The 22,991-nt window shown below is 43.3% G+C and carries 21 protein-coding genes; 10 read left to right on the top strand and 11 right to left on the bottom strand.

All coding sequences use genetic code 11. The annotated features are described in order from the left end of the window. Positions 1 to 44 precede the first annotated feature (44 nt). The 3 genes from crcB (at position 45) to HCZ91_RS03085 (ending at position 1,572) form a co-directional block, all read left to right on the top strand. The gene (crcB, locus tag HCZ91_RS03075) at positions 45 to 416 is read left to right on the top strand and encodes a fluoride efflux transporter CrcB (RefSeq protein ID WP_179798069.1); all 372 of its coding nucleotides are present in this window, start codon (positions 45 to 47) and stop codon (positions 414 to 416) included. A 224-nt stretch (positions 417 to 640) separates the two neighbouring features. After that, positions 641 to 913, top strand: coding sequence for a hypothetical protein (locus tag HCZ91_RS03080; RefSeq protein WP_179798071.1), 273 nt, complete (start codon positions 641 to 643; stop codon positions 911 to 913). Positions 914 to 1,152: 239 nt separating this feature from the next. Then, positions 1,153 to 1,572 (top strand): hypothetical protein, encoded by a 420-nt coding sequence (locus HCZ91_RS03085; protein ID WP_179798073.1) that lies wholly within the window; start codon positions 1,153 to 1,155, stop codon positions 1,570 to 1,572. Positions 1,573 to 1,872: 300 nt separating this feature from the next. On the opposite strand, the gene HCZ91_RS03090 is transcribed toward HCZ91_RS03085, so the two are convergent. The 4 genes from HCZ91_RS03090 to potA all read right to left on the bottom strand — a co-directional run bounded on the left by HCZ91_RS03090 (position 1,873) and on the right by potA (position 5,804). Beyond that, positions 1,873 to 2,763 (bottom strand): LysR family transcriptional regulator, encoded by an 891-nt coding sequence (locus HCZ91_RS03090; protein WP_179798075.1) that lies wholly within the window; start codon positions 2,761 to 2,763, stop codon positions 1,873 to 1,875. A gap of 115 nt (positions 2,764 to 2,878) precedes the next feature. Beyond that, complete coding sequence (gene potC, locus HCZ91_RS03095; RefSeq protein ID WP_179798078.1) at positions 2,879 to 3,685, bottom strand: spermidine/putrescine ABC transporter permease PotC; 807 nt, start codon at positions 3,683 to 3,685, stop codon at positions 2,879 to 2,881. Continuing rightward, positions 3,685 to 4,563, bottom strand: a complete 879-nt coding sequence (gene potB / locus HCZ91_RS03100; protein WP_179798080.1) for a spermidine/putrescine ABC transporter permease PotB — start codon at positions 4,561 to 4,563, stop codon at positions 3,685 to 3,687. The genes potC and potB overlap by 1 nt, the downstream gene beginning before the upstream one ends. Continuing rightward, on the bottom strand, positions 4,563 to 5,804 hold the full coding sequence (gene potA / locus HCZ91_RS03105; protein WP_179798082.1) for a spermidine/putrescine ABC transporter ATP-binding protein PotA: 1,242 nt from the start codon (positions 5,802 to 5,804) through the stop codon (positions 4,563 to 4,565). The genes potB and potA overlap by 1 nt, the downstream gene beginning before the upstream one ends. 401 nt (positions 5,805 to 6,205) lie before the next feature. Between potA and HCZ91_RS03110 the strand changes: the two genes are divergently transcribed. The 3 genes from HCZ91_RS03110 (at position 6,206) to HCZ91_RS03120 (ending at position 8,680) form a co-directional block, all read left to right on the top strand. Next, positions 6,206 to 6,844, top strand: coding sequence for a carbonic anhydrase (locus HCZ91_RS03110; protein ID WP_057758161.1), 639 nt, complete (start codon positions 6,206 to 6,208; stop codon positions 6,842 to 6,844). Between the two features lie 222 nt (positions 6,845 to 7,066). After that, entirely contained in the window at positions 7,067 to 7,630 is a 564-nt protein-coding gene (gene gloA, locus HCZ91_RS03115; protein ID WP_179798084.1) for a lactoylglutathione lyase, read from the top strand. 72 nt (positions 7,631 to 7,702) lie between these two features. Then, positions 7,703 to 8,680 carry a mechanosensitive ion channel domain-containing protein gene (locus tag HCZ91_RS03120; RefSeq protein WP_179798086.1) on the top strand — a complete coding sequence of 326 codons (978 nt, stop codon included), beginning with the start codon at positions 7,703 to 7,705 and terminating at the stop codon, positions 8,678 to 8,680. A 128-nt stretch (positions 8,681 to 8,808) separates the two neighbouring features. Here the strand turns inward: HCZ91_RS03120 and HCZ91_RS03125 are convergent, their stop codons facing one another. From HCZ91_RS03125 to ribA, 3 genes are all read right to left on the bottom strand, one after another. Then, a complete protein-coding gene (locus tag HCZ91_RS03125; RefSeq protein WP_102078050.1) occupies positions 8,809 to 9,285 on the bottom strand; it encodes a cytochrome c in 477 nt (158 codons plus the stop codon). Between the two features lie 387 nt (positions 9,286 to 9,672). Next, positions 9,673 to 10,683, bottom strand: a complete 1,011-nt coding sequence (gene hemF / locus HCZ91_RS03130) for an oxygen-dependent coproporphyrinogen oxidase (protein ID WP_102078051.1) — start codon at positions 10,681 to 10,683, stop codon at positions 9,673 to 9,675. Positions 10,684 to 10,690: 7 nt separating this feature from the next. Continuing rightward, positions 10,691 to 11,419 carry a GTP cyclohydrolase II gene (gene ribA / locus HCZ91_RS03135; RefSeq protein ID WP_101205493.1) on the bottom strand — a complete coding sequence of 243 codons (729 nt, stop codon included), beginning with the start codon at positions 11,417 to 11,419 and terminating at the stop codon, positions 10,691 to 10,693. Positions 11,420 to 12,052: 633 nt separating this feature from the next. Here ribA and dxs point away from each other — a divergent pair. Both dxs and HCZ91_RS03145 read left to right on the top strand, forming a co-directional pair. Continuing rightward, positions 12,053 to 14,116, top strand: coding sequence for a 1-deoxy-D-xylulose-5-phosphate synthase (dxs, locus tag HCZ91_RS03140; RefSeq protein ID WP_179798088.1), 2,064 nt, complete (start codon positions 12,053 to 12,055; stop codon positions 14,114 to 14,116). A gap of 344 nt (positions 14,117 to 14,460) precedes the next feature. Beyond that, the gene (locus HCZ91_RS03145; RefSeq protein ID WP_057758174.1) at positions 14,461 to 15,288 is read left to right on the top strand and encodes an inositol monophosphatase family protein; all 828 of its coding nucleotides are present in this window, start codon (positions 14,461 to 14,463) and stop codon (positions 15,286 to 15,288) included. A gap of 92 nt (positions 15,289 to 15,380) precedes the next feature. Here the strand turns inward: HCZ91_RS03145 and HCZ91_RS03150 are convergent, their stop codons facing one another. Both HCZ91_RS03150 and HCZ91_RS03155 read right to left on the bottom strand, forming a co-directional pair. Continuing rightward, positions 15,381 to 16,820: a wax ester/triacylglycerol synthase family O-acyltransferase gene (locus HCZ91_RS03150; RefSeq protein ID WP_179798090.1), complete on the bottom strand. Its 1,440-nt coding sequence runs from the start codon at positions 16,818 to 16,820 to the stop codon at positions 15,381 to 15,383. 174 nt (positions 16,821 to 16,994) lie between these two features. Continuing rightward, positions 16,995 to 17,816, bottom strand: a complete 822-nt coding sequence (locus HCZ91_RS03155; RefSeq protein WP_101205496.1) for a thiazole synthase — start codon at positions 17,814 to 17,816, stop codon at positions 16,995 to 16,997. Positions 17,817 to 18,141: 325 nt separating this feature from the next. Between HCZ91_RS03155 and gspE the strand changes: the two genes are divergently transcribed. Then, positions 18,142 to 19,695, top strand: a complete 1,554-nt coding sequence (gene gspE, locus HCZ91_RS03160) for a type II secretion system ATPase GspE (RefSeq protein WP_179798092.1) — start codon at positions 18,142 to 18,144, stop codon at positions 19,693 to 19,695. A gap of 106 nt (positions 19,696 to 19,801) precedes the next feature. Here gspE and HCZ91_RS03165 read toward each other — a convergent pair whose 3' ends face one another. Together HCZ91_RS03165 and HCZ91_RS03170 are read right to left on the bottom strand one after the other, a co-directional pair. Beyond that, positions 19,802 to 20,275 (bottom strand): RidA family protein, encoded by a 474-nt coding sequence (locus tag HCZ91_RS03165; RefSeq protein ID WP_179798094.1) that lies wholly within the window; start codon positions 20,273 to 20,275, stop codon positions 19,802 to 19,804. Between the two features lie 43 nt (positions 20,276 to 20,318). Then, entirely contained in the window at positions 20,319 to 21,044 is a 726-nt protein-coding gene (locus HCZ91_RS03170) for a DUF4442 domain-containing protein (protein WP_179798096.1), read from the bottom strand. Between the two features lie 426 nt (positions 21,045 to 21,470). Here HCZ91_RS03170 and HCZ91_RS03175 point away from each other — a divergent pair, with 426 nt between their 5' ends. Further along, complete coding sequence (locus HCZ91_RS03175; RefSeq protein WP_179798116.1) at positions 21,471 to 22,988, top strand: AAA family ATPase; 1,518 nt, start codon at positions 21,471 to 21,473, stop codon at positions 22,986 to 22,988. The last annotated feature ends 3 nt before the right edge of the window (positions 22,989 to 22,991 follow it).

Consider the following 22,991-nt stretch of genomic DNA (forward strand, 5'->3'; position numbering starts at 1 on the left):
CTGAGCATTTGGTCCAACACGTTTATATGAATTAAGGACAGTCTATGCAGTGGCTTGCTATTGGTTTGGGCGCAGCATTCGGTGCTTGCCTGCGAGCCTGGCTATCGCGTTTCAATGCCTTAAATGGTTGGGTGCCACTCGGTACCCTGAGCGCCAATATTTTAGGCGGACTGCTGATAGGGCTGGCGCTTGTGTGGTTTGAACGTATGGGAAGTAATCTATCTGATCATGTACGCGTGTTTGTGATAACAGGATTTTTGGGTGGATTGACGACTTTTAGTACGTTTAGTGCAGAGGTATTTGGCTTTATCCATGACGGGCGGCTTCTGGCAGGATTGGCGCTCATAGGTTTGCATGTTGGGCTAACGTTACTCGCAACTGCGCTTGGGTTTTACTTCTTTAAGCTGGTTTTGTAGCCGTTGATAAGTATTAATCGTTTAAGAGTCTGTTATAAGTGGTTCCACTATATCAGTCTGTTATAAGTAGTCTATTAATACGTTTGGAGAGTGAAATAGCGGGTTCCGTTGGGATATACCTTATTAACTTATATGATAATAAAAGTATAGCTCGATAACTACATTCTGATCAAAATTTTAAGGGAATCTATAAAATAAGAAAAATATTATAAGATGGAGAAATCATGACTTACGACTTTAAAGATGTAAAAATAAGTAGAGAGTTTAGATACTCTCTTGGAAAAGAAATAACCACAGGCAAGTGCTATTTGTCTTTTCCACTAAGAAATAGCTATGTTGATTATATAGAGTATTATGAGCTATCTCTTAAGCAGCTTAATATTTTCATAAAAAACGAAGAAGAGTTATTAGATTTTTTAGATAAGTGTAAGAGAAGAAAGAAAGATGAGCTGATGGCATTTTTTCCTATAGCCCCAATTCGAGGATATCCAACCTGAAAAATGTGAAGTATAGAGAAGAGTGTTAGATTTTCACATGAACAGAATTACCAAGATTGTCTATAAAATCGTAATAGCGACACATCAAAGTTGTTAATAATTTTGTCTAAATTAGAATAGGAGACGCAAAGAGACTTTAAGTTACAGGTATACGGCCTAGTGTTCGACGCCTGTATAGCGCATCGAACATCAATATTAGACCTCGTGGAAAAGTAGCAGAGGAAAATCAGGAAAACCAAATGTCAAATGATTATAATATTGTGGATAATATAAATATATTAAATGACCCAAAAATAGATGTGATTACTAAGAATAGCATTGCTATTTCCTTATCTGAGACAGCAGACAAAAGAGTTTTGTATTGCTTACACGATCTTATAAAAAATCCTCTTTATAAAAATATGAGGGGCACGTTTGTGTACTGTTTAAGAAGTTTTCCGTCAGAAGGCTCTTTTAGTCTTGCTATAGAGCTAGTTCTGACTGGAAACTTTGAAGTAGCGCATGAGGCTTTCGAAATACTAGACAATGTTAAAGAAAAAATTGATCAAGAAGTTGTAAGAGCTAGCTACGATAAGGTTTCAACATTTTATGAAAATAATAGTGAATATGAGGAATGGCGTAAATTTCTAATAGAAGATCTTATGAGTATGTTCGACTAACTGTGAAATATTTAACGAAAATTACCTATCTAAATCTGTATCTAATCTTAGTAGTTCAAGTCCTTGAGCTTTGTTGCCATAACAGCGCTTATGGTAAATAAAAATAATGATCCAAAAGCTCACTGCATGTACACAACGAAGTACACCGCTGGCACTTCAACAACTCAAACCATTGCTATTACTAGCCTACAGCCAAAGATTAAAGTCCTCACTAGGGAACCATTATTTACCATAACATTCATTACGATATGAAAAGGTGATTAATATTTTATAACTATAAGAAAGTAATTAGTAATGAAACTATAGCGGCTTCATAATCCCTTCCAATAAACTGGCAAACCCCTGCATATAGGCCGTATTTCGACTTGAAGTACGCGTTGCGGCGTATAGCTGACAATGCACACCTTTTCCTAGTGGTCGCGAGACGACCCAACCTTTTTTCTCATATTCAGCCACTACCCAATCAGGTAATGCCGCTACACCGCGTTCACTAGCAACCAACTGAATCAGCATCGCCGTCAGCTCTGTGGTACGAATACTCGCAAAGCTCACCTCTGCAGGTGTCATAAAGTTGGCAATAATGTCGAGACGCTTAGCTTCCACTGGATAAGCAATCAAAGTCTCATCAGTCAAATTCATGGGCTCAATAAACTCTTGCGCTGCCAAATCATGCGTTGGTGAAAGAACCAAGCGACTTTCATATTCGAATAGGGGCTGATAGCTGATACCGTCTATCGGTAAATCACTGGTAGTAATCAATAAATCAATATCACCTTCCATCAACAAATGATGCGGCTCAGGCTCAAAGCCAGTCGCAAAATCCAGTTCCACATCCGACCACTCACGGCGATAGTGGTTAAGTATCGGCATAAGCCAATCAAAGCAGCTATGGCACTCTGATGCTAGGCGTAATCTACCTGCTTGGCCGTGAGCCAAGCGTTTAAGGTTGGATTTTGTGCGAGTAACTTGTGGTAGGATATTGTCTGCCAATGCCAATACTGCTTTACCTGCTGGCGTAAAACTAAGCGGGCGCGTCCGACGATTGACTAAGCTAATGTCGTAATAGTTCTCAAGCTCTTTCAGTTGATGCGAAACGGCCGAGGCAGTAACGTGTAGCTCATCTGCCGCTGCTGCAAGTGAACCATGCGCTCGTAGCGCGGTTAACGTATTAAGATGACGTAGCTCAAGCATAATATAACCTAACCGCTAAGGTGAGAAAAATTCATTATAGTCAATATAGCACTGACTTTCACTCATAGTCCATTATTAATAAGCAGTTCATAAGCAATTAGTCAGCAATCAATATCTAGCGCTTGCGTAATAATAACTGTGAGATAACCACTAATACTAGCGAGGCAACTAGCAATAACGTACCAATGGCGTTGACTTCGGGCTTGAGTCCTACGCGCACCATTGAGTAAATCCGTAATGGCAAAATCTCATAGCTAGGCCCTGTGACAAAGGTCGAGACCACCACATCATCTAGCGATAAGGTGAAGGCCAGTAACCAGCCTGCCATAACCGCAGGCAAGATAACTGGAATCAGTACCGTACGCACCATGGTTGATTCGTTAGCCCCCAAGTCACGTGCCGCCTCCATTAGACGCTCATCTAAACTACTTAATCGTGCAAAGACGGTAATAACGACGAAGGGTAAGCAAAAAGTAATGTGCGCCAATAGCAGTGAGACAAAGCCCAATTGCAAACCAATCAGTAAGAACAATGCTAGCAATGAAATAGCTAATACAATCTCAGGCGACATCATCAGGACAAACAGTAGACCATTTAGTAAGCCTTTACCACGAAAATTATAACGGTGTAACGCCAGCGCTGTAAGCGTGCCTATCAAAGTTGAGACGGTGGCTGCCACCAATCCTAATACAATAGAGTGCCAAAAAGCATCGAGCATCGCTTGGTTGTTAAACAGTGATTCGTACCACTTTAAGCTAAAACCGCCCCAGTTATAGCCAATTTTCGACTCATTAAAGGACATTACCACCAAGACAATAATAGGTAGGTACAACAAGGCATAAATCAGTCCGAGATAGCCTTTGGCAGCGATACTACCAATCTTGAGCGGACGAGTTTTTTTATTCGGTGAGCTATAAGACATTAGGCCACCTCGTTAAAATCAGTCTTGCCAATACGGCGACTACTGGCACGGTAGGCAAGTAATAATACTGCCATCGCTAATGTCAATAATACGCTAGCTGCCGCACCAAAGGGCCAGTCACGCGCATCTAGAAATTGGTTTTTGATGATATTACCGACCAATAAGTTACGAGAACCACCCAAGATATCAGCCACATAAAACATGCCCATCGCAGGCAACAGTACTAGTAAAACCCCAGAGATAATACCAGGGGTCGTTAAAGGCAGTACCACATGCCAAAAGGTCTGTGTCTTAGTTGCGCCCAAATCCTGCGAAGCCAGTAGCATGTCATTACGCAAGTCGGTAAATACGGCATATAGTGGTAGCACCATAAACGGGAATAACAAGTAAGTTAAGCCTGCGATCACTGCGCCTTGGGTATATAAAATATCGATAGGGGTATCGATCACACCGATAGCTAGCAGAGACTTATTGATCAACCCGTTATTGGCAAATAGTAATTTGAGCGCATATGTCCGTACCAAGGAGTTGGTCCAAAATGGCAGTATCAGTAACATCATAAGCAGCGGCTGCCAACGTATTTTTGCTTTGGAGATCAGCCATGCAAAAGGGTAGCCAAGCAGCAGACAGATGACCGTTGTAATACCTGCCATCCATAATGAGTGGACAAATACCTCAAAATACAATGGGTCAATCATACGCACGTAACTGTCGATACTGACAGGTAAACTGATAAAGGCGCTGCTATCGCGGGTCAAAAAACTGACAGCGATGACCAAGATATTTGGCAACAGCGCAAATATCAGTAGCCAACCCCAAATTAGCCAAAGCGTGGCGGTACGAAATGGACTTTTACTGCCTAAGTGGTTGCGAGCCATCAGCTACCATCCTTTTGTGCAGTTATTTCGGGCACAGCTTCAGAGTCTTCTGGCAATACCCATTCCCAGCCATCCACCCATGAGACTTTAACGCCTTCGTTTAGTTTGTAATCAAAGCTCGGGTCGTCTTCATCAAAGAACTCAGAGGCCTTAATGATATGACCATTTGCCAGTTCGATAATCGAGTCTAAGGTGCTACCTTTATAGTTACTCTCGATGACACGGCCTAACAGTCCGCTATGCTCGTTGTCTTTTGGATCATATATTCGTAAATCTTCGGGGCGAAGTAGTAAATTAACGATATCGCCCACTTGCACATCATTGGCAAAATTGGGACGACGTAAGTTGCGTAAGGTGGTCGGCCCTTCTTGCGCTTGCGCTTCACAGACTTCGACCTCAATACGTCCGTTAGTCACCTTACCATCTCTATCTGGCTGGTCTGGATAAACCCCTTTGACCTCAGCTCTGAATAAATTGGTCTCGCCGATAAATTTGGCAGTAAACAAATTGGCAGGGGTTTCGTAAATCTCGATAGGCGTACCGATTTGCTGGAACGAGCCGTCTTTCATCACGGCAATACGGTCTGACATCGAGAGCGCTTCTTCTTGGTCATGGGTCACGAAGACAAAGGTTATGCCTAGCTCACGTTGTAGACGCTTCAGCTCAGACTGCATTTGCAGGCGCAGTTTATGATCGAGTGCGGATAACGGTTCATCAAGCAATAGTAATTTAGGACGGTTAATCACCGCACGAGCAATGGCAACTCGCTGCTGCTGACCACCAGACAAATCTTGTGGCTTGCGGTTGCCCAAATGCTCTAGCTGTACCATCGCTAGCATCTCGCTGACACGTCTTTGGATTTCATCTTTTGGGACTTTTTTTAGCTTTAGGCCATAAGCCACGTTTTGGGCGACGCTCATGTGAGGGAACAGCGCATACTGCTGAAATACGGTATTGACCGGACGTTTATCAGCGGATAAGCCTGCCATCTGTACGCCATCCAAATATATCGCCCCAGCGTTCGGCTGCTCAAAGCCTGCAATCAAGCGTAGTAATGTCGTCTTACCACAGCCTGATGGGCCAAGCAGCGTCAAAAATTCACCATGTTTGATATCAAGGTTGATGTCTTTTAGTACTTCGGTTTGATCATAAGTTTTTTTTAGTCCAGTCAGTTGCAGCAGCACCTGATCATCATGAGGTGACGCAGAGGTGTTATGCGTATTTTGAGATAAATCGGTCATAATATCTGTTCCTAAGCGTCTAACATCTATATGCAGCTGGCTGTCATTATAGGGATTGGCATGAGCGTAAGCACGATTTGATTACGGTCTAAATGCTGCCTGAGTGCTGCGTATTATAACAAACCCTTGATATAAGTCAGTGCAAGTTCGTTATAAGTTACGCGAGTAATACTGTCGTAGCAGCGATATATACAGCTGCATTTTTAGATGTGACTACATTCACCTAGCGATATTTAGACAAATTTTTTTACCGTTTTTTGGTTTTTATTCCTATACAATCACGTTATGGCTAACGAACATAACTAGCCTGATAGTTTGGCGATAATTAGTCAGTCTGTGCTGGAATACATGTATGCAAAACAGCTTATAACTCTAATATTATTGATGATAAAGGATCTCTCATGCCTACCGATATACGTCCAACCACAGGTCAAGAAGCACTTGAGCTTTTAAAAGCAGGTAATGCACGCTACGTTGATAGCCTCACCAGTACCGATGAGTATATGCAGCGCCGTCCAGAGTTGGTCAAGGATCAAAATCCATTGGCCATTATTTTGGGTTGCTCGGATGCACGAGTACCCGTTGAGATTGTTTTTGATCAAGGTTTGGGAGATTTGTTCGTTATACGAGTCGCAGGTAATGTGGTTGCACCATCGCAGATTGGTTCAATCGAGTTTGCAGCCGAAGCCTTTGGTACGCAACTGGTGGTGGTACTTGGACACTCGAAATGCGGTGCTGTCACGGCTTGCGTTGAGACACTGATTAATCCTGAACAAAACTATTCACCTAACTTGCAGTCCATCGTAGATCGTATTCGTCCAAGCGTTTATAACTTGCACGAACTGGCAACTGCCAATGGTCAAGACGTCGATGCAGATGAATTGGTTGACCGTTCTATCCGTGCCAACGTGCGCATGTCAGTCAGTCAGCTAAAGCATGGCTCACGGGCATTAGAGGACTTAACCAATAGTGGCCAACTGCTGGTAGTCGGTGCTGAGTATGATCTTGAGACAGGAAAAGTGCGTTTTTTAGATAGCTAGTCAGTCTTAGATAGCTAGTCAGTCTTAGATAGCTAGTCAGTCTTAGATAGCTTTAGATAACTAGCTAGTTAGGGCATAAAGACGAACATACCTTGTTCATATTCTTACAAAACTCTATCAGTTATTTTGCCATTTTTTATTATGATAAGAGAACGACGCAAGTCACGACAATAGTGATTTGCGTGTTTTTGCCTTTATTTTTTGAATTATATTAGGATAATTATGTCTACTTCATTTAACAACAATAACGACGCAATAGACCAGCCTGCTAGCAGCGTTAACATGGATGGCGTTCAGTCAATCTCTACGCAAACGACAGGTTTTACTTTTAACCACACCATGTTGCGTGTCAAAAACCCTGCTAAATCGCTAGAGTTTTACACTGGTGTCTTGGGTATGACCTTGCTTGCCGTTAAGAAGTTCCCTGACATGGGATTCGATTTATATTTCTTGGCAAAGCTAACTGAGAGCGAGCGCGAAAACTTGCCAACTGGCGATGACTTAGAAATCTTTGCTTTCCGTCAACGTGGTATTTTGGAGCTGACCCATAACTACGGCACCGAGACAAAAGCTGACTTTAGCTATCATGACGGCAATCAGGATCCACAGGGTTTTGGTCATATTTGTTTTAGCGTTCCAAGCTTGGATGAAGCGGTTGCTTGGTTTGATAAAAACGACGTCGAATTTAAAAAACGTCCAGAAGATGGCAGTATGAAAAACATTGCCTTTATCAAAGATGTAGACGGCTACTGGATCGAAATCGTACAGGCCGATTTGATGGGCTAACTGTCATAACGATAGCACCTATTAAGATAAGTGCGTTAATAGAAATAAATAGAATAAAGGAGTATCACCCAGATGCCTACCTCTGAGGCAGACACGACACTGAGTGCTGAGACAGCTGCGCAGTCTACGACAACGGATGGATTGACCTATCAAAGCATTCTTGGTTCGGCAAATGAGATATGGGTTGGCTTTGTTGAACGCATCCCATATTTTGTCGCATCAATTATCGTTATTCTAATTTTTTGGTTTTTATCGATTGTCTTCAAAAAAATCGTTCACAAATTATTAGGCAGTCGTAGTCGGCATCAGAACTTGGTCAAGGTGTTTCAGCGGATAGGCGGGGCACTTATTCTGTTTATTGGCTTTATGATCGCCATGGTTGTTGCTATTCCAGGATTTACACCAGCTAAGCTAATCGGCGCACTAGGTATTGGTTCTGTGGCTATCGGTTTTGCTTTTAAGGATATCTTCCAAAACTTGCTTTCTGGTATCTTGCTACTAATTTCAGAGCCGTTTCGTATCGGTGATCAAATCGTTTCAGGCGACTATGAAGGAACGGTCGAAGATATTAAAATCCGCGCAACTACCATCAAGACTTATGATGGTCGGCAAGTGGTGATTCCAAACTCAGATCTTTATACTTCAGCATTGACCGTCAATACCGCTTACAAGCAGCGTCGTTTGCAAGTCGCAGTTGGTATCGGTTATGAAGATGATATTGAAGCTGCCAAAGCTGAGATTATCAAGGCGTTAGATAAGATAGAGAGCGTCTCGAAGAAAGCAACACCAAGCGTGATTGCTACTGGTTTTGGCGGTTCGTCCATTGATCTAATGGTACGCTGGTTTATCGAAGATGGTACGCAAGCCAATAAGGTTGCCTCGATTCATCAAGTAATTGTAGGTATCAAAAACTCGTTGGATGCAGCGGGCGTAAATATTCCATTCCCAATACGTACAATCGATTTGAGTGATCCTTCAGTAAGTGCAATCGTTAATAAAATGAACGAGCAGCAAGACGTTGTGGACGTGAATAAAACAGTGGCCGAGTAGTGCGCTCGGTGAAGTATTTAATTAGTGTTAAAACTTTAATTTCCACAATATTTAGAAAATCGAAAAACCGCCACATCCATTGATATGGCGGTTTTTTTTACGTGTCGACTTGCTATAAATATAAAGGCTTATTCGTCTTTTGCTCTAAAGTCGGTATGGCATGATTTACAGCTTGCACCAACTTGTCCAAAGGCAGGTTTAACATCGTCCATGCTAGTGGCGTTTTGGGCGGCGGCGTTTAGCTCAGCAGTGACTTTTTGAAAGTTTTCAGCTTCAGCACTGAAACCATCAGCATTAGACCAAACCGCTTCAGTAGCATTACCTACCGCTTCTGGGTCTTCAAAATGACCCCAAGGCTTGGCGGCATCTTCTGCTAGGAATGCCGCTTGCTCTTTAAATACATCGGCATCAAATGTATCAGGTGCTTTTGCCATATCACCCATGACGCCCATTGCGTCGCCCCAGTTTTTCATGGTGTCTTGACGCGCTTGCACGTCAGGGTTAGATCCTGTTGAAGTGCTACAGGCCGTTAGACCCAGTGCAGCCGCCATCAAAGTAACGCTAAACAGAGATTTGAAAGATTTGTTGGTATGAACCTGTGCCATATGACTTACTCCTTTAAACTTGGCTAATAGTAAGCGTGATTACAAACGCTCGCTTTGACTTAAAATATAGTTATACAAAATACTGCCTAAAATTCTTTCGAGCACAGTTGCTAATAAAGAACGTCTTCTATTGTAACGGTTATCTGTGCGTTGGGAATTATATAGTTGTTATATCCTCGTAATATTTTAAATAAGCATACCTCAACTTGGTTGTTACTGCTTATAGTTGGTTACGATGATTGTATTGGTAAATACACGACATGTTTTTTACAATAATAACGTGAGAGTTGCTCGTTTGAATGGTACCGACAATAAAAAAGGCCAGCGAATAGTAGCTGACCTTTTTAATACTTTCCAAAAATATGAATGACGTGATATTTACGAAAACTATAGCGCTAACCAATCACGCGGTTTTAGATAATAATCGGTCAACTCAAATTCAGGCGTTCCTTCAGCAGGCTCGAAACGATAATGCCAGCTGGCAAGCGGCGGCATACTGACTAGGATGGATTCGATACGTCCGTTACTTTGTAGCCCAAATAGCGTGCCACGATCGTAGACCAGGTTGTATTCGACGTAGCGACCACGGCGATAGAGCTGAAACTCGCGCTGCGCTTCAGTATAAGGCGTATTTTTACGCTGTTCAAAAATCGGCATGATACCGTCAAGATAACCGTTGCCAACTGCTTTCATAAAGTTAAAGCAAGTCTCGAAGTCCCAGCCGCGACTCTCGGTACTGACGTCATCATAAAACAGACCACCAATACCGCGTTGCTCATCACGATGGCGCAGATGAAAATACTCATCACACCACTGCTTAAAATCAGCGTAGATATTGTCCCCAAAAGGCGCACACAAGTCATGACAAACTTGATGCCAGTGTACACAATCAGCGAGTACTGGATAGAATGGCGTTAAGTCAAAACCACCGCCAAACCACCAGATAGGAGCTTCGCCTTCGGCTTCTGCTACGAATAAACGCACATTGGCATGGCTCGTAGGCACGTTTGGATTTCTGGGATGGACAACCAGTGACACGCCCATTGCTTGAGCTTTACGCCCAGCGATATTAGGGTGACGCGCGGTAGCAGAGGCGGGAAGGTTATGTACATGAATATGGCTAAACATAACGCCCGCTTTTTCGATGACCTCGCCATCTGCTAATACGCACGACCGACCGCCGCCACCTTCAGGACGTTCCCAGTCATCAGGTACAAAGGTTGCATACTCGTTGTCGTTAGTGCTGCCATCACGCTCTTGTGCTTCTAGCGATTCACAGATACGTGCCTGTAAATCAACCAAAAATTCACGCACTCGCATGATGTCGTTATTGGTTGGCGTCGTAACGGACGCTACCGTTGATAAGTCTGTTTCGTTATTTGTATTTGTAATACTCATAAGATATCTATTTATTCAGGTGTATGGCGGTATTAAGGTCTGTATCGAGAGAAGCGTCTATATCAAGATTGATATTTTTATCAAACAAGTGGCCCATGCGATCACGTTTGGTTGCTAGATATTCCGCGTTCATATCATTGACACCGACCAACAATGGCACCCGTTCGACAACATCAATACCATGCTCAGTCAGATAAGCGACTTTGTTTGGATTGTTGGTGATAAGTCTTACAGCGTCAACACCGACATGGGCAAGCATCGGACCACACATATCATAGATACGCGCATCGGCAGGCAAGCCCAACATGAGATTGGCATCCAGCGTATCATGCCCTTGATCTTGGAGGGCGTACGCACGAATCTTATTAGTCAAACCAATACCGCGACCTTCTTGACGCAAATACAAAATCGCACCGCAACCTGACTCTTGGATGGCTTGCATGGCAGTATTGAGCTGTGGACCACAGTCACATTTCAATGAGCTAAACGCATCGCCTGTCAGACATTCAGAATGAATGCGAATGAGCGGTACTTGCTTCGCTATCGATTCGTTCTTTTGGTTCAATGCCGTGTCGTTTGAGGGTTGAATAGCCACATCATCTGTCTGTTGATCGACCACAGCTAGACCAACGGTCAGCATGACATGCTCTTGACCTTCGCTATTTTCAAAGATATGAATATCAAACTCGCCGTGACGAGTGGGTAATTTGGCACTAGTGATAAATTGATATGACATTGCTGTCCTACATAAGCCTAAAGTCGTGGCGGTGAAAAGTATGTTGTTGCTGTTTGAAACGAGCGCTGTTTGAGACGGTTACTGTTTGAGATAACTACTGTTTTCGAGATAACTATTAGTTGAGATGAGCATGTCACCTAAACTTTACTGCTAATACTAAGATGATACCAGTATACCCTGTTCATAAAGACAGCGTGCTCATTGTATTTTTTATAAAAACACACAAAGTTCACAGACGACGCACGATGATTAAAGCGACAATTAAAAAAAAATGCTATTATGCCATACTATTTTGACGGATACAGTGACAAGTCTTTACCCTTACATTACTATGTCGTCACTAACATCCGCTATTGATGCAAAATAATAGGGCATAATGTCACCCCTCAGTCGTCAATAGTATAAAAGCATCAATAGTTTGATATCAAAACGTTGGTATTGACGCGCGGTCTATTGTGCTAGCGTGTCTATTGTCGTAAGTAGCGCAGCTATACAAATACGAAAGTTGCATGAATAATTATATGGTCGATTACATCAATAATGATGTAGGTATTATTGACGTCTTTTGATTATAGTCAACGCTATATTTTAAAGACACGTCTTGTCAGCAGATTGGTAGGTATCGTACGGTTTATGCAGCAGTCACCTCATTCTCCAAAGTCTCAGTCCCTATCTACATCAGTGCTGGATTCTGCTGCTCAGTTATCGAGCTTACAGCAGACCTATACTGTGATACCACGTGTGCGTCCTCATACGCCATTGCTTGATGCAATTGATACACCCACTGACCTCAGCACACTTTCGGCTGCCAAGCTTATTACGCTGGCTGATGAATTGCGCCTTTTTCTATTGTATTCAGCTGGTCAGAGCGGTGGGCATTTTGGTGCCAATTTGGGCGTGGTTGAGCTGACCATCGTATTGCATTATTTGTTAGAGACGCCGCAAGACCAAATCGTCTGGGACGTGGGTCATCAAGCTTATGCTCATAAAGTACTGACAGGTCGCCGTGAGCAGCTAGGTACTATCAGGTCTAAAGATGGTCTGACAGCATTTCCTGAGCGCGCAGAATCTGTCTACGATACATTTGGCGTTGGGCATTCATCGACCTCTATTTCAGCTGGTCTGGGTATGAGTCTCGCCCTGCGTTATCAAGGCCGCGAGCAAACGGTTGCTTGCATCATTGGTGATGGTGCGATGACAGGTGGTATGGCATTTGAAGCGATGAATGACGCAGTACAGCAAGATGCTGATTTACTGGTCATTCTAAACGATAATGATATGTCGATATCTTGCTCTATTGGCGGGTTTTCACGACATTTAGCGATGCTTTGGGAATCAGGTTATCAAGTTGATATCTCTGAGTCAGGTGAGCCAGTACTCTGCCACCGTCCTGATATGCAAGCGTTCGATCGCCGCAAACGTCATAAAGAGATGCGCGATGTTCCACAGCTAGAAGATAACTTATTCAAAGCGATTGGTTTTACCTATTTTGGTCCGTTTGATGGGCATAATATTCCTGAGCTACTGCGCGTATTGTCACTGGCGAAGCAAGTAAAAGGTCCAGTATTGGTGCATATCTATACTACTAAGGGTAAAGGCTTTGCACCAGCAGAGTTAGACCCGGTGGGCTATCATGCAATCAGTAAATTGCCAGTCGAAAATCATAAAGCGTCTAAAGCTGACTCTATAGAGCAGCTAAAAAAACAACCAAGTACAAAGCAAGCGTTAAAATATTCGCAAGTGTTTGGCCAGTTTTTATGTGATAAAGCGGCTGAAGACGATAAGCTACTAGCTGTCACCCCTGCCATGGAAGAAGGCTCAGGGATGACGGACTTTGCTCGTCACTTTCCAGAGCGTTTCTTTGATGTGGCTATTGCTGAGCAACATGCTGTCACGCTAGCGGCTGGAATGGCAACTCAAGGCGTCAAACCTATTGTCGCGATTTATTCAACGTTCTTGCAGCGTGGATATGATCAGCTGATTCATGACGTGGCCTTACAGAATCTCGATGTAATGTTTGCCATTGATCGAGCGGGCCTAGTCGGTGAAGATGGTGCCACGCATGCTGGCGTGTTTGATTTCGGATTCTTACGTTGTGTGCCTAATATGGTGATTGCAGCACCAAAAGATGAGAACGAATGCTACCATTTGCTCAATACTTGCTATGAGTATCCAGGCTGCACAGCGGTACGTTATCCGCGTGGTACAGGCACAGGTGCTGATATTAAGCAGCCAGCTCAAACTTATAAAGTTGGCGAAGCTGTTGTCGAGTCAGTATTAGGTAAAGCTGATGCACCTTACAAATTGGCACTATTGGCCTTTGGTACGATGGTAGCAACTGCTCAGCAAGCCGCAGAAACCCTAACAGATAACGATGCAGCGTTAGATTGCCAGATACAGGTGGTCAATATGCGTTGGGTAAAACCGTTAGATACGGTAATGCTTGAGACGTTACTGGCGCAAGGGGTCACTCATATAGCAACCCTAGAAGAGCACATGATTATGGGCGGCGCGGGTAGTGCAGTGAATGAATATTTGCTCAATGAGTCGGCAGCCTTTAAGCAAAGTCGTCCAGCTATTGCTAATATCGGTATTCCTGATCGCTTTATTGCTCATGGCTCTCAAGCAGAGCAATTAGCTGATTGTGGTCTAGATGTCGAGGGCGTGGTTAAACAGCTTAAAACGCTCTTATCGTAAGCGTTACAATATTATTTTAAAAAATTAATGCGCTAAAAAGGCATGAATTAAAACCGATATAAGCTCTTTAAACAGAGCAAACGCCTGCTAGCCGTAGGTGCTAACTTTTTTACAACTTGCGCAGTTTAGATGATCGCCAAAGTACTGGCTTGGTCAGCGTAACGGTTTTTTCATTTTTATCGAACAATTTTAGTATAATGCGAGTGTCTTTTATAAGTTTTCGTTTATAAGAGACACGTTTTTAATCGCATAGATGTGGTGTGATGCGGCGGCTGTTTGGCATGTTGTGGGCACAAAGTTAGTCTTATTTTTTTATATTCATTCATCAAGCAAATAGGTTATTTATGGAACCCATGGTCGTCATCGCAGCGCGTACTGCTGAAAAAGTTGGTAAAGAGATTTTATATGCGCATCAAAACCGTCACAAAATCGAGTTAGATATCGAGTCTAAAGGACTTGATGGTCTGGTTACCCGCATTGATCGCTTTAGCGAAGAGCTCACGATTGAGACGCTAAAAGCCAGCTATCCTAATCATTCATTTTTGGGTGAAGAGTTTGGTATGCAAGAAGGCCGCGGCGAAGATGCTGACTGGTGCTGGATTATCGATCCACTAGACGGCACTAAGAACTTTGTCCACGGTGTACCGCAGTTCTGCGTATCTATCGCAGTCCAGCATAAAGGTGTTACCCAACACGGTGTGGTCTATGATCCTGTTCGTGATGAGATGTTCTCAGCGAGCCGCGGTAAAGGCGCGCGCTTGAACAATCGCCGTATGCAAGTGAGCGAGCGCAAAACCATTGATGGCGGTTTCTTTACGACCGGTCATCCGCTTGAGCGTAAGCGCAATGGCGAAGTTATCTCTTATGCTAAACAGCACTTTGAGAGCTTACAGAAGATATCTGAGGCAGGTGGTCAGGTACGTCGTATGGGTTCAGCTGCGCTTGATTTATGCTATGTTGCTGCTGGTCGTTTTGACGGTTATTTTGAGATGTCTATCAAGCCTTGGGACATCGCAGCGGGCGAGCTTATCGTAACTGAAGCACGCGGTGTGGTGGTTGATCATACTGGCGCGCATAACTCTATGACATCAGGCTCTATCTTTGCTTGTAATGTAAAATTGCTCAAGCCATTGATGCAAACGGTTGTACCAATCTGGGGTGATGCAATCTAAACGTTAACCTCGTTGGTATTCATGTTTAACGCTTTCAGGATTTAAATTCAAGTAATATCTAGATTGAGTATGAATGAAAAAAGCTGGTTCCGTTATGGAGCCAGCTTTTTTGTTTTATCGTTACCCTTATTGCCAGCTTTATCTTCAACAGTGATGCCTTTGAATGCTAACTCTTTACTGGTAGTTTCTAGCAGCTGCAATTCTTCTTCTATCAGCATCAGCATGTCTTGTACGCGAGGTAACGCCTTGCTACAAGCGGTAATACCAAACTCAATCTTATCCAAATAACTGGCTAGGGTGATGTTCATGGCTTGACCATTGAACACGATAGAAGCAGGGTATAGCGATTGCAAGCGCGCGCCGTTCCAGTACAGTGGCTTTTCAGAGCCAGGAACGTTGGAGATAATTAAGTTAAAGGCCTGCTTTTTGGGGAATAACCCTGTCGCTAGATTGATACCCTCCCACGCATAGGCAATCACACTATAGTTGATAACCTGCGCTTGATTCATGCGGCGAAAGCGACGTTTGCCGTTATTCATACTGCGATGAATCAATTCTATTCTGCGTAAAGGATTGTCTAAGTGGGTACCCAAATTTGCCAATACAAATGACAGCTGATTGCCCGAGACGCTCTTATCTGTACGTAGCGACATCGGCACAAAGGCAATCAATGGTTTGCTCGGCAGGGCGTCCATCGAGATTAAATAGCGACGAAGGGCACCAGAACAGACGGCGAGTACCACATCATTTTTGCTGATATTCAATCTCTCTGCGATATCATTAAAGCGTTTGATGTCATAAGACTGTGCTGCTATACGACGAGAGGCTGAAATGCGCTTGTTCAAAATGCTCATAGGTGCATCAAAAGTGCCGACATAGCCTTCATCGCTATAGTTTTTAAGGTTGTCTAGCAGCTCTGTGAATACAGGTTTGATGGTAGAGATTTGCTCTTTAATGATGCGTTTGACCGATCTTTCAGCTGGCAAGATAGCGTTGACATGGTTGCGATGGCGCGCCATCAACGACCACACTGGCAAGGTTACGGGTTCTGTCGCTGATTGCGATAGCGACTTTTGTACCAAACGCATCGCAGCGATGCCATCTACCAATGAATGGTGAATCTTAAAGTACAACGCAAAACGCTCAGGGCTGCCCTCGGTTTCGGGTTCAATACCCTCAACCACATGACACTCCCACAGCGGCATGGCACGGTCCAACAGACGTCCATGCTCTCGTGAAACGTACATCAATAGCTCACGAGCACGCGCAGGTTTTGGCAATGCGACATGATGGAAATGATGTTCGACATCGAAGTTTTTGTCTTTTTTCCAAAACATCAAATGTTCAAGCACTTGGTTAAATGGAAAGCTTGGCGGCACATCAGAGTCTTGCATCTGCTTGACCAGTTGATAGACAAAATCGCTCCCTGCATCATCTGGCAATTCAAACAAGAATAAGCCACCAACGTGCATGGGCTGTTTACGCGACTCAAGAAGTAAAAACAACTGGTCGACTGCTGTGAGAAGTCGCATAATAAATCCTTTTATGACGATAAGTGTTATGTGAAAATTATAATGAGTAGATACTCAATCAAATAACATTTTTTATTATTTTATAGAGCGTGTTAAGCAATCAACCATAGCACTGACAGCACTATACGTAAATACTCAACACGCTCTATTATGATATGTCATTTATACTTCAATTTATTGAAAGAAATACCCAGTCTGTGGTGAGCTGGCAGTAGCCATCTTACGCATTGGCATACGACCTGCCAAAAACGCAGCGCGACCTGCCCACATAGCATGTTTCATTGCATGTGCCATCATTACTGGGTTTTGTGCATTGGCAATGGCTGAGTTCATCAGTACGCCATCACAGCCAAGCTCCATCGCGAGTGCAGCATCAGACGCAGTACCGACACCAGCATCAACCAATACGGGTACTTTAGCGTTTTCGATTATTAAGCTAAGCGTATGACGATTGAGTAGACCAAGTCCTGAACCAATCAAACTGCCAAGCGGCATAATGGCGACACAGCCCATACTTTCTAACTCTTGTGCGACGATAGGGTCATCTGACGTATAAACCATTACTTCAAAACCATCATCGATCAATACTTTGGCGGCTTTTAAAGTTTCCATAACGTTTGGATATAAGGTTTTTTCATCACCCAATACCTCAAGCTTAACCAAATTATGCCCACCCAATAACTCGCGAGCAAGCTTACAAGTGCGAATGGCTGTTTCGGCGTCAAAGCAGCCAGCAGTATTCGGTAATATCGTATATTTATCAGGTGAAATCACATCTAATAAGTTAGGCTCATCACTATTTTGTCCAATATTGACACGGCGAATAGCAACGGTCACGATTTCGGCTGCTGAAGCAGCAATGGCTTCTCCAGTCTCTGTCATGTCTTTATATTTACCGGTACCGACTAACAGGCGCGAAGAAAAGGTACGGCTACCGACAGTAAAGGTATCTTGTAAAAGTGGTGTTGGATGAGTAGTGCTAACGTTCTCTGACATAACGGAAAATCCTAATATCGAGCGGGAGAAGGGACAGACAAAATATGATGGGTAATCTAAGCAATCTAAAAGGTGTAATAGACAATGGCAAGCGGTCTGCAAAAAAAGTCATGATATGCTAACTCTGATAGTAATAATATGTGCTGGCGAGAGATATAAAGCGCCAGTCACATAAAATAATACCCGTCTAAAACAAAATGCTATTATAACAAACTCATGCAACCTTACTGGCAGTCTTTTTTGATTCGAACTGTTAAGGACAAGGCATCCATCCTGTCTTGGCGTGCGTACTTCTTACCTTCTCCTCACTTATTGGGCCGTCTTTATGATGCAGTTGCCATACAGCTTTGCGAAACGCCATCAGATTTTGGCCATACTTACGATAGATCCTGAATTACCGCCGACATTGGTACTCACCAAAGCGACTCCGTTGTCAGCGATCAATGAAGCGGTACGGTTTTTACAGCAGCAAGGCATTCGCGGTGTACCCACTTACGAAAGTGTCAGCACGGACGATTTTGAAAAACGTATGAACGCAGCTTATGCTGGCAATACAGGAGAGTCTCAGCATATTGCTGCTGGACTTGAGGACCATCCTGATCTCGATAGCTTGGCAGACAGTGTCCCTGAAACTGAAGACTTGATGGATCAACAAGACGATGCACCTATCATTCGTTTGATCAATGCTTTGTTGTCCGAAGCCATTCGCTTAAGTGCTTCAGACATTCATATTGAAACCTTTGAAAAGCGCTTGGTCGTTCGTTTCCGAGTTGATGGTGAGCTAAAAGAAATCATCACACCAAAACGCCAACTAGCTCCATTGTTAGTTTCGCGTATTAAAGTGATGGCTAAGTTAGATATTGCTGAAAAGCGAGTGCCGCAAGATGGTCGTATCAGTTTAAGACTGGCAGGGCGAGAAGTCGATGTGCGTGTATCGACCTTACCATCGAGCTTTGGTGAGCGTGTGGTGATGCGTCTATTAGACAAGCAAGCTGGTCGTTTGAATATGACGTATTTGGGGTTGTCTGATAGTGACTATACTGAGCTAAAGCGCTTAATCCATCGTCCGCATGGCATTATTTTAGTGACAGGGCCGACTGGCTCGGGTAAAACCACGACGCTATACTCTGCATTGACCGATTTAAATGATCAGACCCGCAATATCTTGACCGCCGAAGATCCCATTGAGTTTCAGCTTGATGGTATCGGACAGACACAGGTCAATAATAAGGTAGATATGACCTTTGCTAAAAGTTTGCGTGCAATGCTCCGTCAAGATCCCGATGTGGTGATGGTTGGTGAAATTCGTGATTTAGAGACAGCTGAGATTGCCGTACAGGCCTCTTTGACAGGGCATTTGGTATTATCGACGCTACATACCAACACGGCTATTGGCGCGGTCACTCGCTTACAGGATATGGGTGTTGAGCCGTTTCTGTTGTCGTCGTCGCTTATTGGCGTAGTAGCGCAGCGTTTAGTGCGTACTTTATGTTCACACTGTCAAAGCTGGCAGGCTGCCGATACCGAGCAAGCCAAGCTGTTTACCGAAATTGGGATTGGGTCAACGCTGAAAAGTGATGCCAAAGATATAGCAAGTGAGTCGATTCGTTTGCCCAAGCCAGTTGGCTGCGATAAATGTAATCAGTCAGGGTTTAAAGGACGTACCGCTATATATGAGGTCGTGCCAATCGACGATACATTGCGCCGTATGATTCATAGCAATACGGCTGAGTATGAGCTGGAAGAGTATGCGCGCCAGCAAACCCCATCGATACGTGCAGATGGTTTGCGTAAGGTCATAGAAGGGCGCACAACATTGGAAGAAGTGCTGCGAGTGACGAAGGAGAGTGCGTTAACGGACGAGAAAATATTGGTATAAATTTGTAGACTCGATATTGGGATAGCAAATAAAAAACTAACTGGCGTAAATAGCCAGTTGTTTTAATATTTTTCTAGTTTTGGAGCTTTAGAGTTTTTAGTCGCTATTATTTTGCAGCCATACATTCAATCTCAACGCTTGCTCCAGCAGCCAGTTCTGATACGCCAAAAGCTGAGCGTACAGGATAAGGCTTTATCATCTCAGCCTTGTAGACCTTATTAAAGTCATCAAAGTCATCCATATCAGTCAGCATGACCATACATTTAACAATATCAGACTTTCGGTAGCCATACTTTAATAGCGTGCTATGGATATTATCTAGCACTTGCTTGGTTTCAGCTTTGATACCGCCTTTGACCAGTTTGCCATCTTTAAAGCCAATTTGTCCCGACATATACAATGTATTGCCCACGCGTACAGCCTCTGAAAAAAGATAAGTCCCGCCATCGCCCAAGAAAGTAGGAGAAGACTTAGCAATGCTGACAGCCGTCGTCGTATTGGCATTAGCGCTATAAAAAAAACCCAATGAGTATATAGTGGCTAGCGCTAGCGTAGATAGGCAAGTACTAGGTTTGGACATACTGTTTCCTCGTTGGGTTTGTTTGTTATCAATTTTTTATTAACTATTTATCAGTACTATTATTTTGAGTAGATGAGGCATCACTTTCTTCGATTGTTGCCTCGGCTTTAGAGTCATCTTCTGCGACTTTTTCAGACGCTTTACCTTGGCGGCGTGCCTCTAGCTCCGCTTTTGGTATCCATGCCCACGTCATCTCAACCACAATTGGATCACGGTCACTATCAGACTCACGATCTTTGATGACACAAGGAATAATCATCTCACCTTTTGGCGTGTTTAGGATATCCAAACGCTGTTCATCAGACAAGCTTGCAATAGCAGCAATTTGACCTTTTTTGATCGGACGATGGAAATTTACCGAGTAAGATTTAATCAGCAGAATGCGATCAGAGGGCAAGTTTAAACCCAAAATAAACCCCGTTGCTGTCTCTGCCAGTAACGTGATGGCGACTGCATGGATAGAGCCGATATGGTTTTGGACGGCTTTATTGTTATTTAAACTAACAACGACTTGGTTTGGTTCTACCGTCTCATAATAAATGCCAGTTGTGCCGACATAGGGGACGACCTTGCCAAAGGCTTTAGATAAAATACTTGAGCGTGCTCCAGCAGGCAGATATTTGGTGACTGATAACAGTTTAGTAAACTGATTACTAATTGGTTTTAGCGTGCTACTGGGTTTCTCAACTGAAGATTTTGTGCTGTCAGATACTTTGGCTGGCAGTTTATTGGTCAACTTGGCGGGTAGTTTTTTTAATAATCCTGACATACAAAATTCCTTAACGTAAATGAGTTGAATGACATTCTTAGCATGGCTTTTTATGATAGCGACAAAAATATAGATAATGAAAGTCGCTATAAATACTATGGTACATCAACCATTGCCTTCCTACTATTATTAGCATGAACTGCTGCGCTTACAAAACTATAGTAGCGTGGCTATGTTGCTAGGTTATGTCATCAATTTAGATCGCCACTTAAAGCAGCCTAGTCATCTTATATGTCAGCAACATTTGGACATTGGTATTATTAAGTGATTGGTATAGTCAGTTCAATATAATTTGGATACAAGGAAGCCGAGTGAAAGTACTACAAATAGTAGACTAAGCGAGACGGACACCGTATCTAATGTATAGAGGATTGACTATAGTTACCATGCCAATAGACAGCCACGTTATAATGACAAAATGTTAGCATGTCTATTTCAAACCTGTTTTCAATGCCGCTGGATAATGTTATGCCTTATATGTCTGCTCATGAACCGACCAATATTATTTATACGGGCGTTGCTGGTACAGGTAAAACCTATAGATTGCTGCAAATCGCGAAGCAATATACCGACTATCTACCCAAGACTGAAAATGAAGACTTATTAGAACAGCTGCTGCAAGGTCTAAGCTGGCGCGAAGTATTATGTTTGGTATTTTTAGATTTACGTGCTGAACAACAGGATTTGTTAAAGGTACGAGAAATTATTGATCATCCTTTTTTTATGACCAAAGCTGCTCAGAACTCACGTGAGAAAAATCTGGATAGTACAGCTTGGTTAGAGTTACGCAGACATAGTCCTACAAACTCTCAAACAGTCAGTTTTGATAACCGCGCTAGCCAAGCTTATTTTGATAAAGACAATAGTGGAGCATGGTATTTATTACCTGAGTGTATGGTGCTACTAGAAGATTTATCGCAGCGATTAGCAGAGTTTCAGCAGGCACAGAGTGACAACCAAGCCCATCAAAATCAAAACATCGGTCAGCAACGTTTTAGTATGGTGAGCTTCCATCAAGCCTACGGTTATGAAGAGTTTGTAGAAGGTATACGCCCTGTCATGAATGGCGCTGCACAAGCAAATAACAGCCCTTCTAATCAAAATCAAATGAGTTACGCGGTGCAAGATGGGGCGTTTTTAAAGCTATGCCAACGCGCCGCCCGTGACCCTCAGCAGCGTTATGCCATGCTGATTGATGAGATTAACCGTGCTAACGTGTCACGGGTGTTTGGTGAGCTTCTTAGTTTGATAGAGCCTGATAAACGAGCGGGCAAGCCAAATGCGATGACAGTGAGTTTGGCGTATTCTGGGCGTGCTTTTAGTGTGCCTGCCAATGTTGATATTTATGCCACTATGAATACCCAAGACCATTCTTTAGCGCCACTTGATATGGCATTACGTCGACGTTTTCGCTTTGTGGATTGTCCACCGCAGCCTAATTTACTATCGATAATTTATGACAGCAATGACATTGATGCTGGCCTATCTGACGGTTCAGAAGCAGGTGCGATAGATTCGAGTAAATTACTAACAGGCTTGAATAGACGTATCGTGCAGACACTGGGAGTAGAAGCGCAGTTGGGTCATGCGTTTTTATTCGCAGTCACTCAGTTAGAGCAATTACAAACGGCTCTCGCTGAACAAATTATTCCTCAATTGGCTCAAGCAGCTGGTGGCCAAATTACGGTGCTGCAGTATATCTTTAGAGATGAGCAGCAACCGACGAGCAAGCAGTTCGTACAGGACAGTCAAGTATTGATGAATGACGACTTGTATAATCCGATGGGCAACCAAAACAATGCTTCCGATGAACACCAAACGTTTGCAGGGCAGGGATCTTTTCTTGGTCAGTCTATGAGTATGAATAGCTATACTATCAATGCCGATCTGATTGCTAGGGATGGTGAGTTTAATAATGCTGCTATCTATCAGCGTTTGTACTAGCAG

It is taken from the genome of Psychrobacter sp. BI730 (assembly GCF_013414195.1).
GTDB lineage: Bacteria > Pseudomonadota > Gammaproteobacteria > Pseudomonadales > Moraxellaceae > Psychrobacter.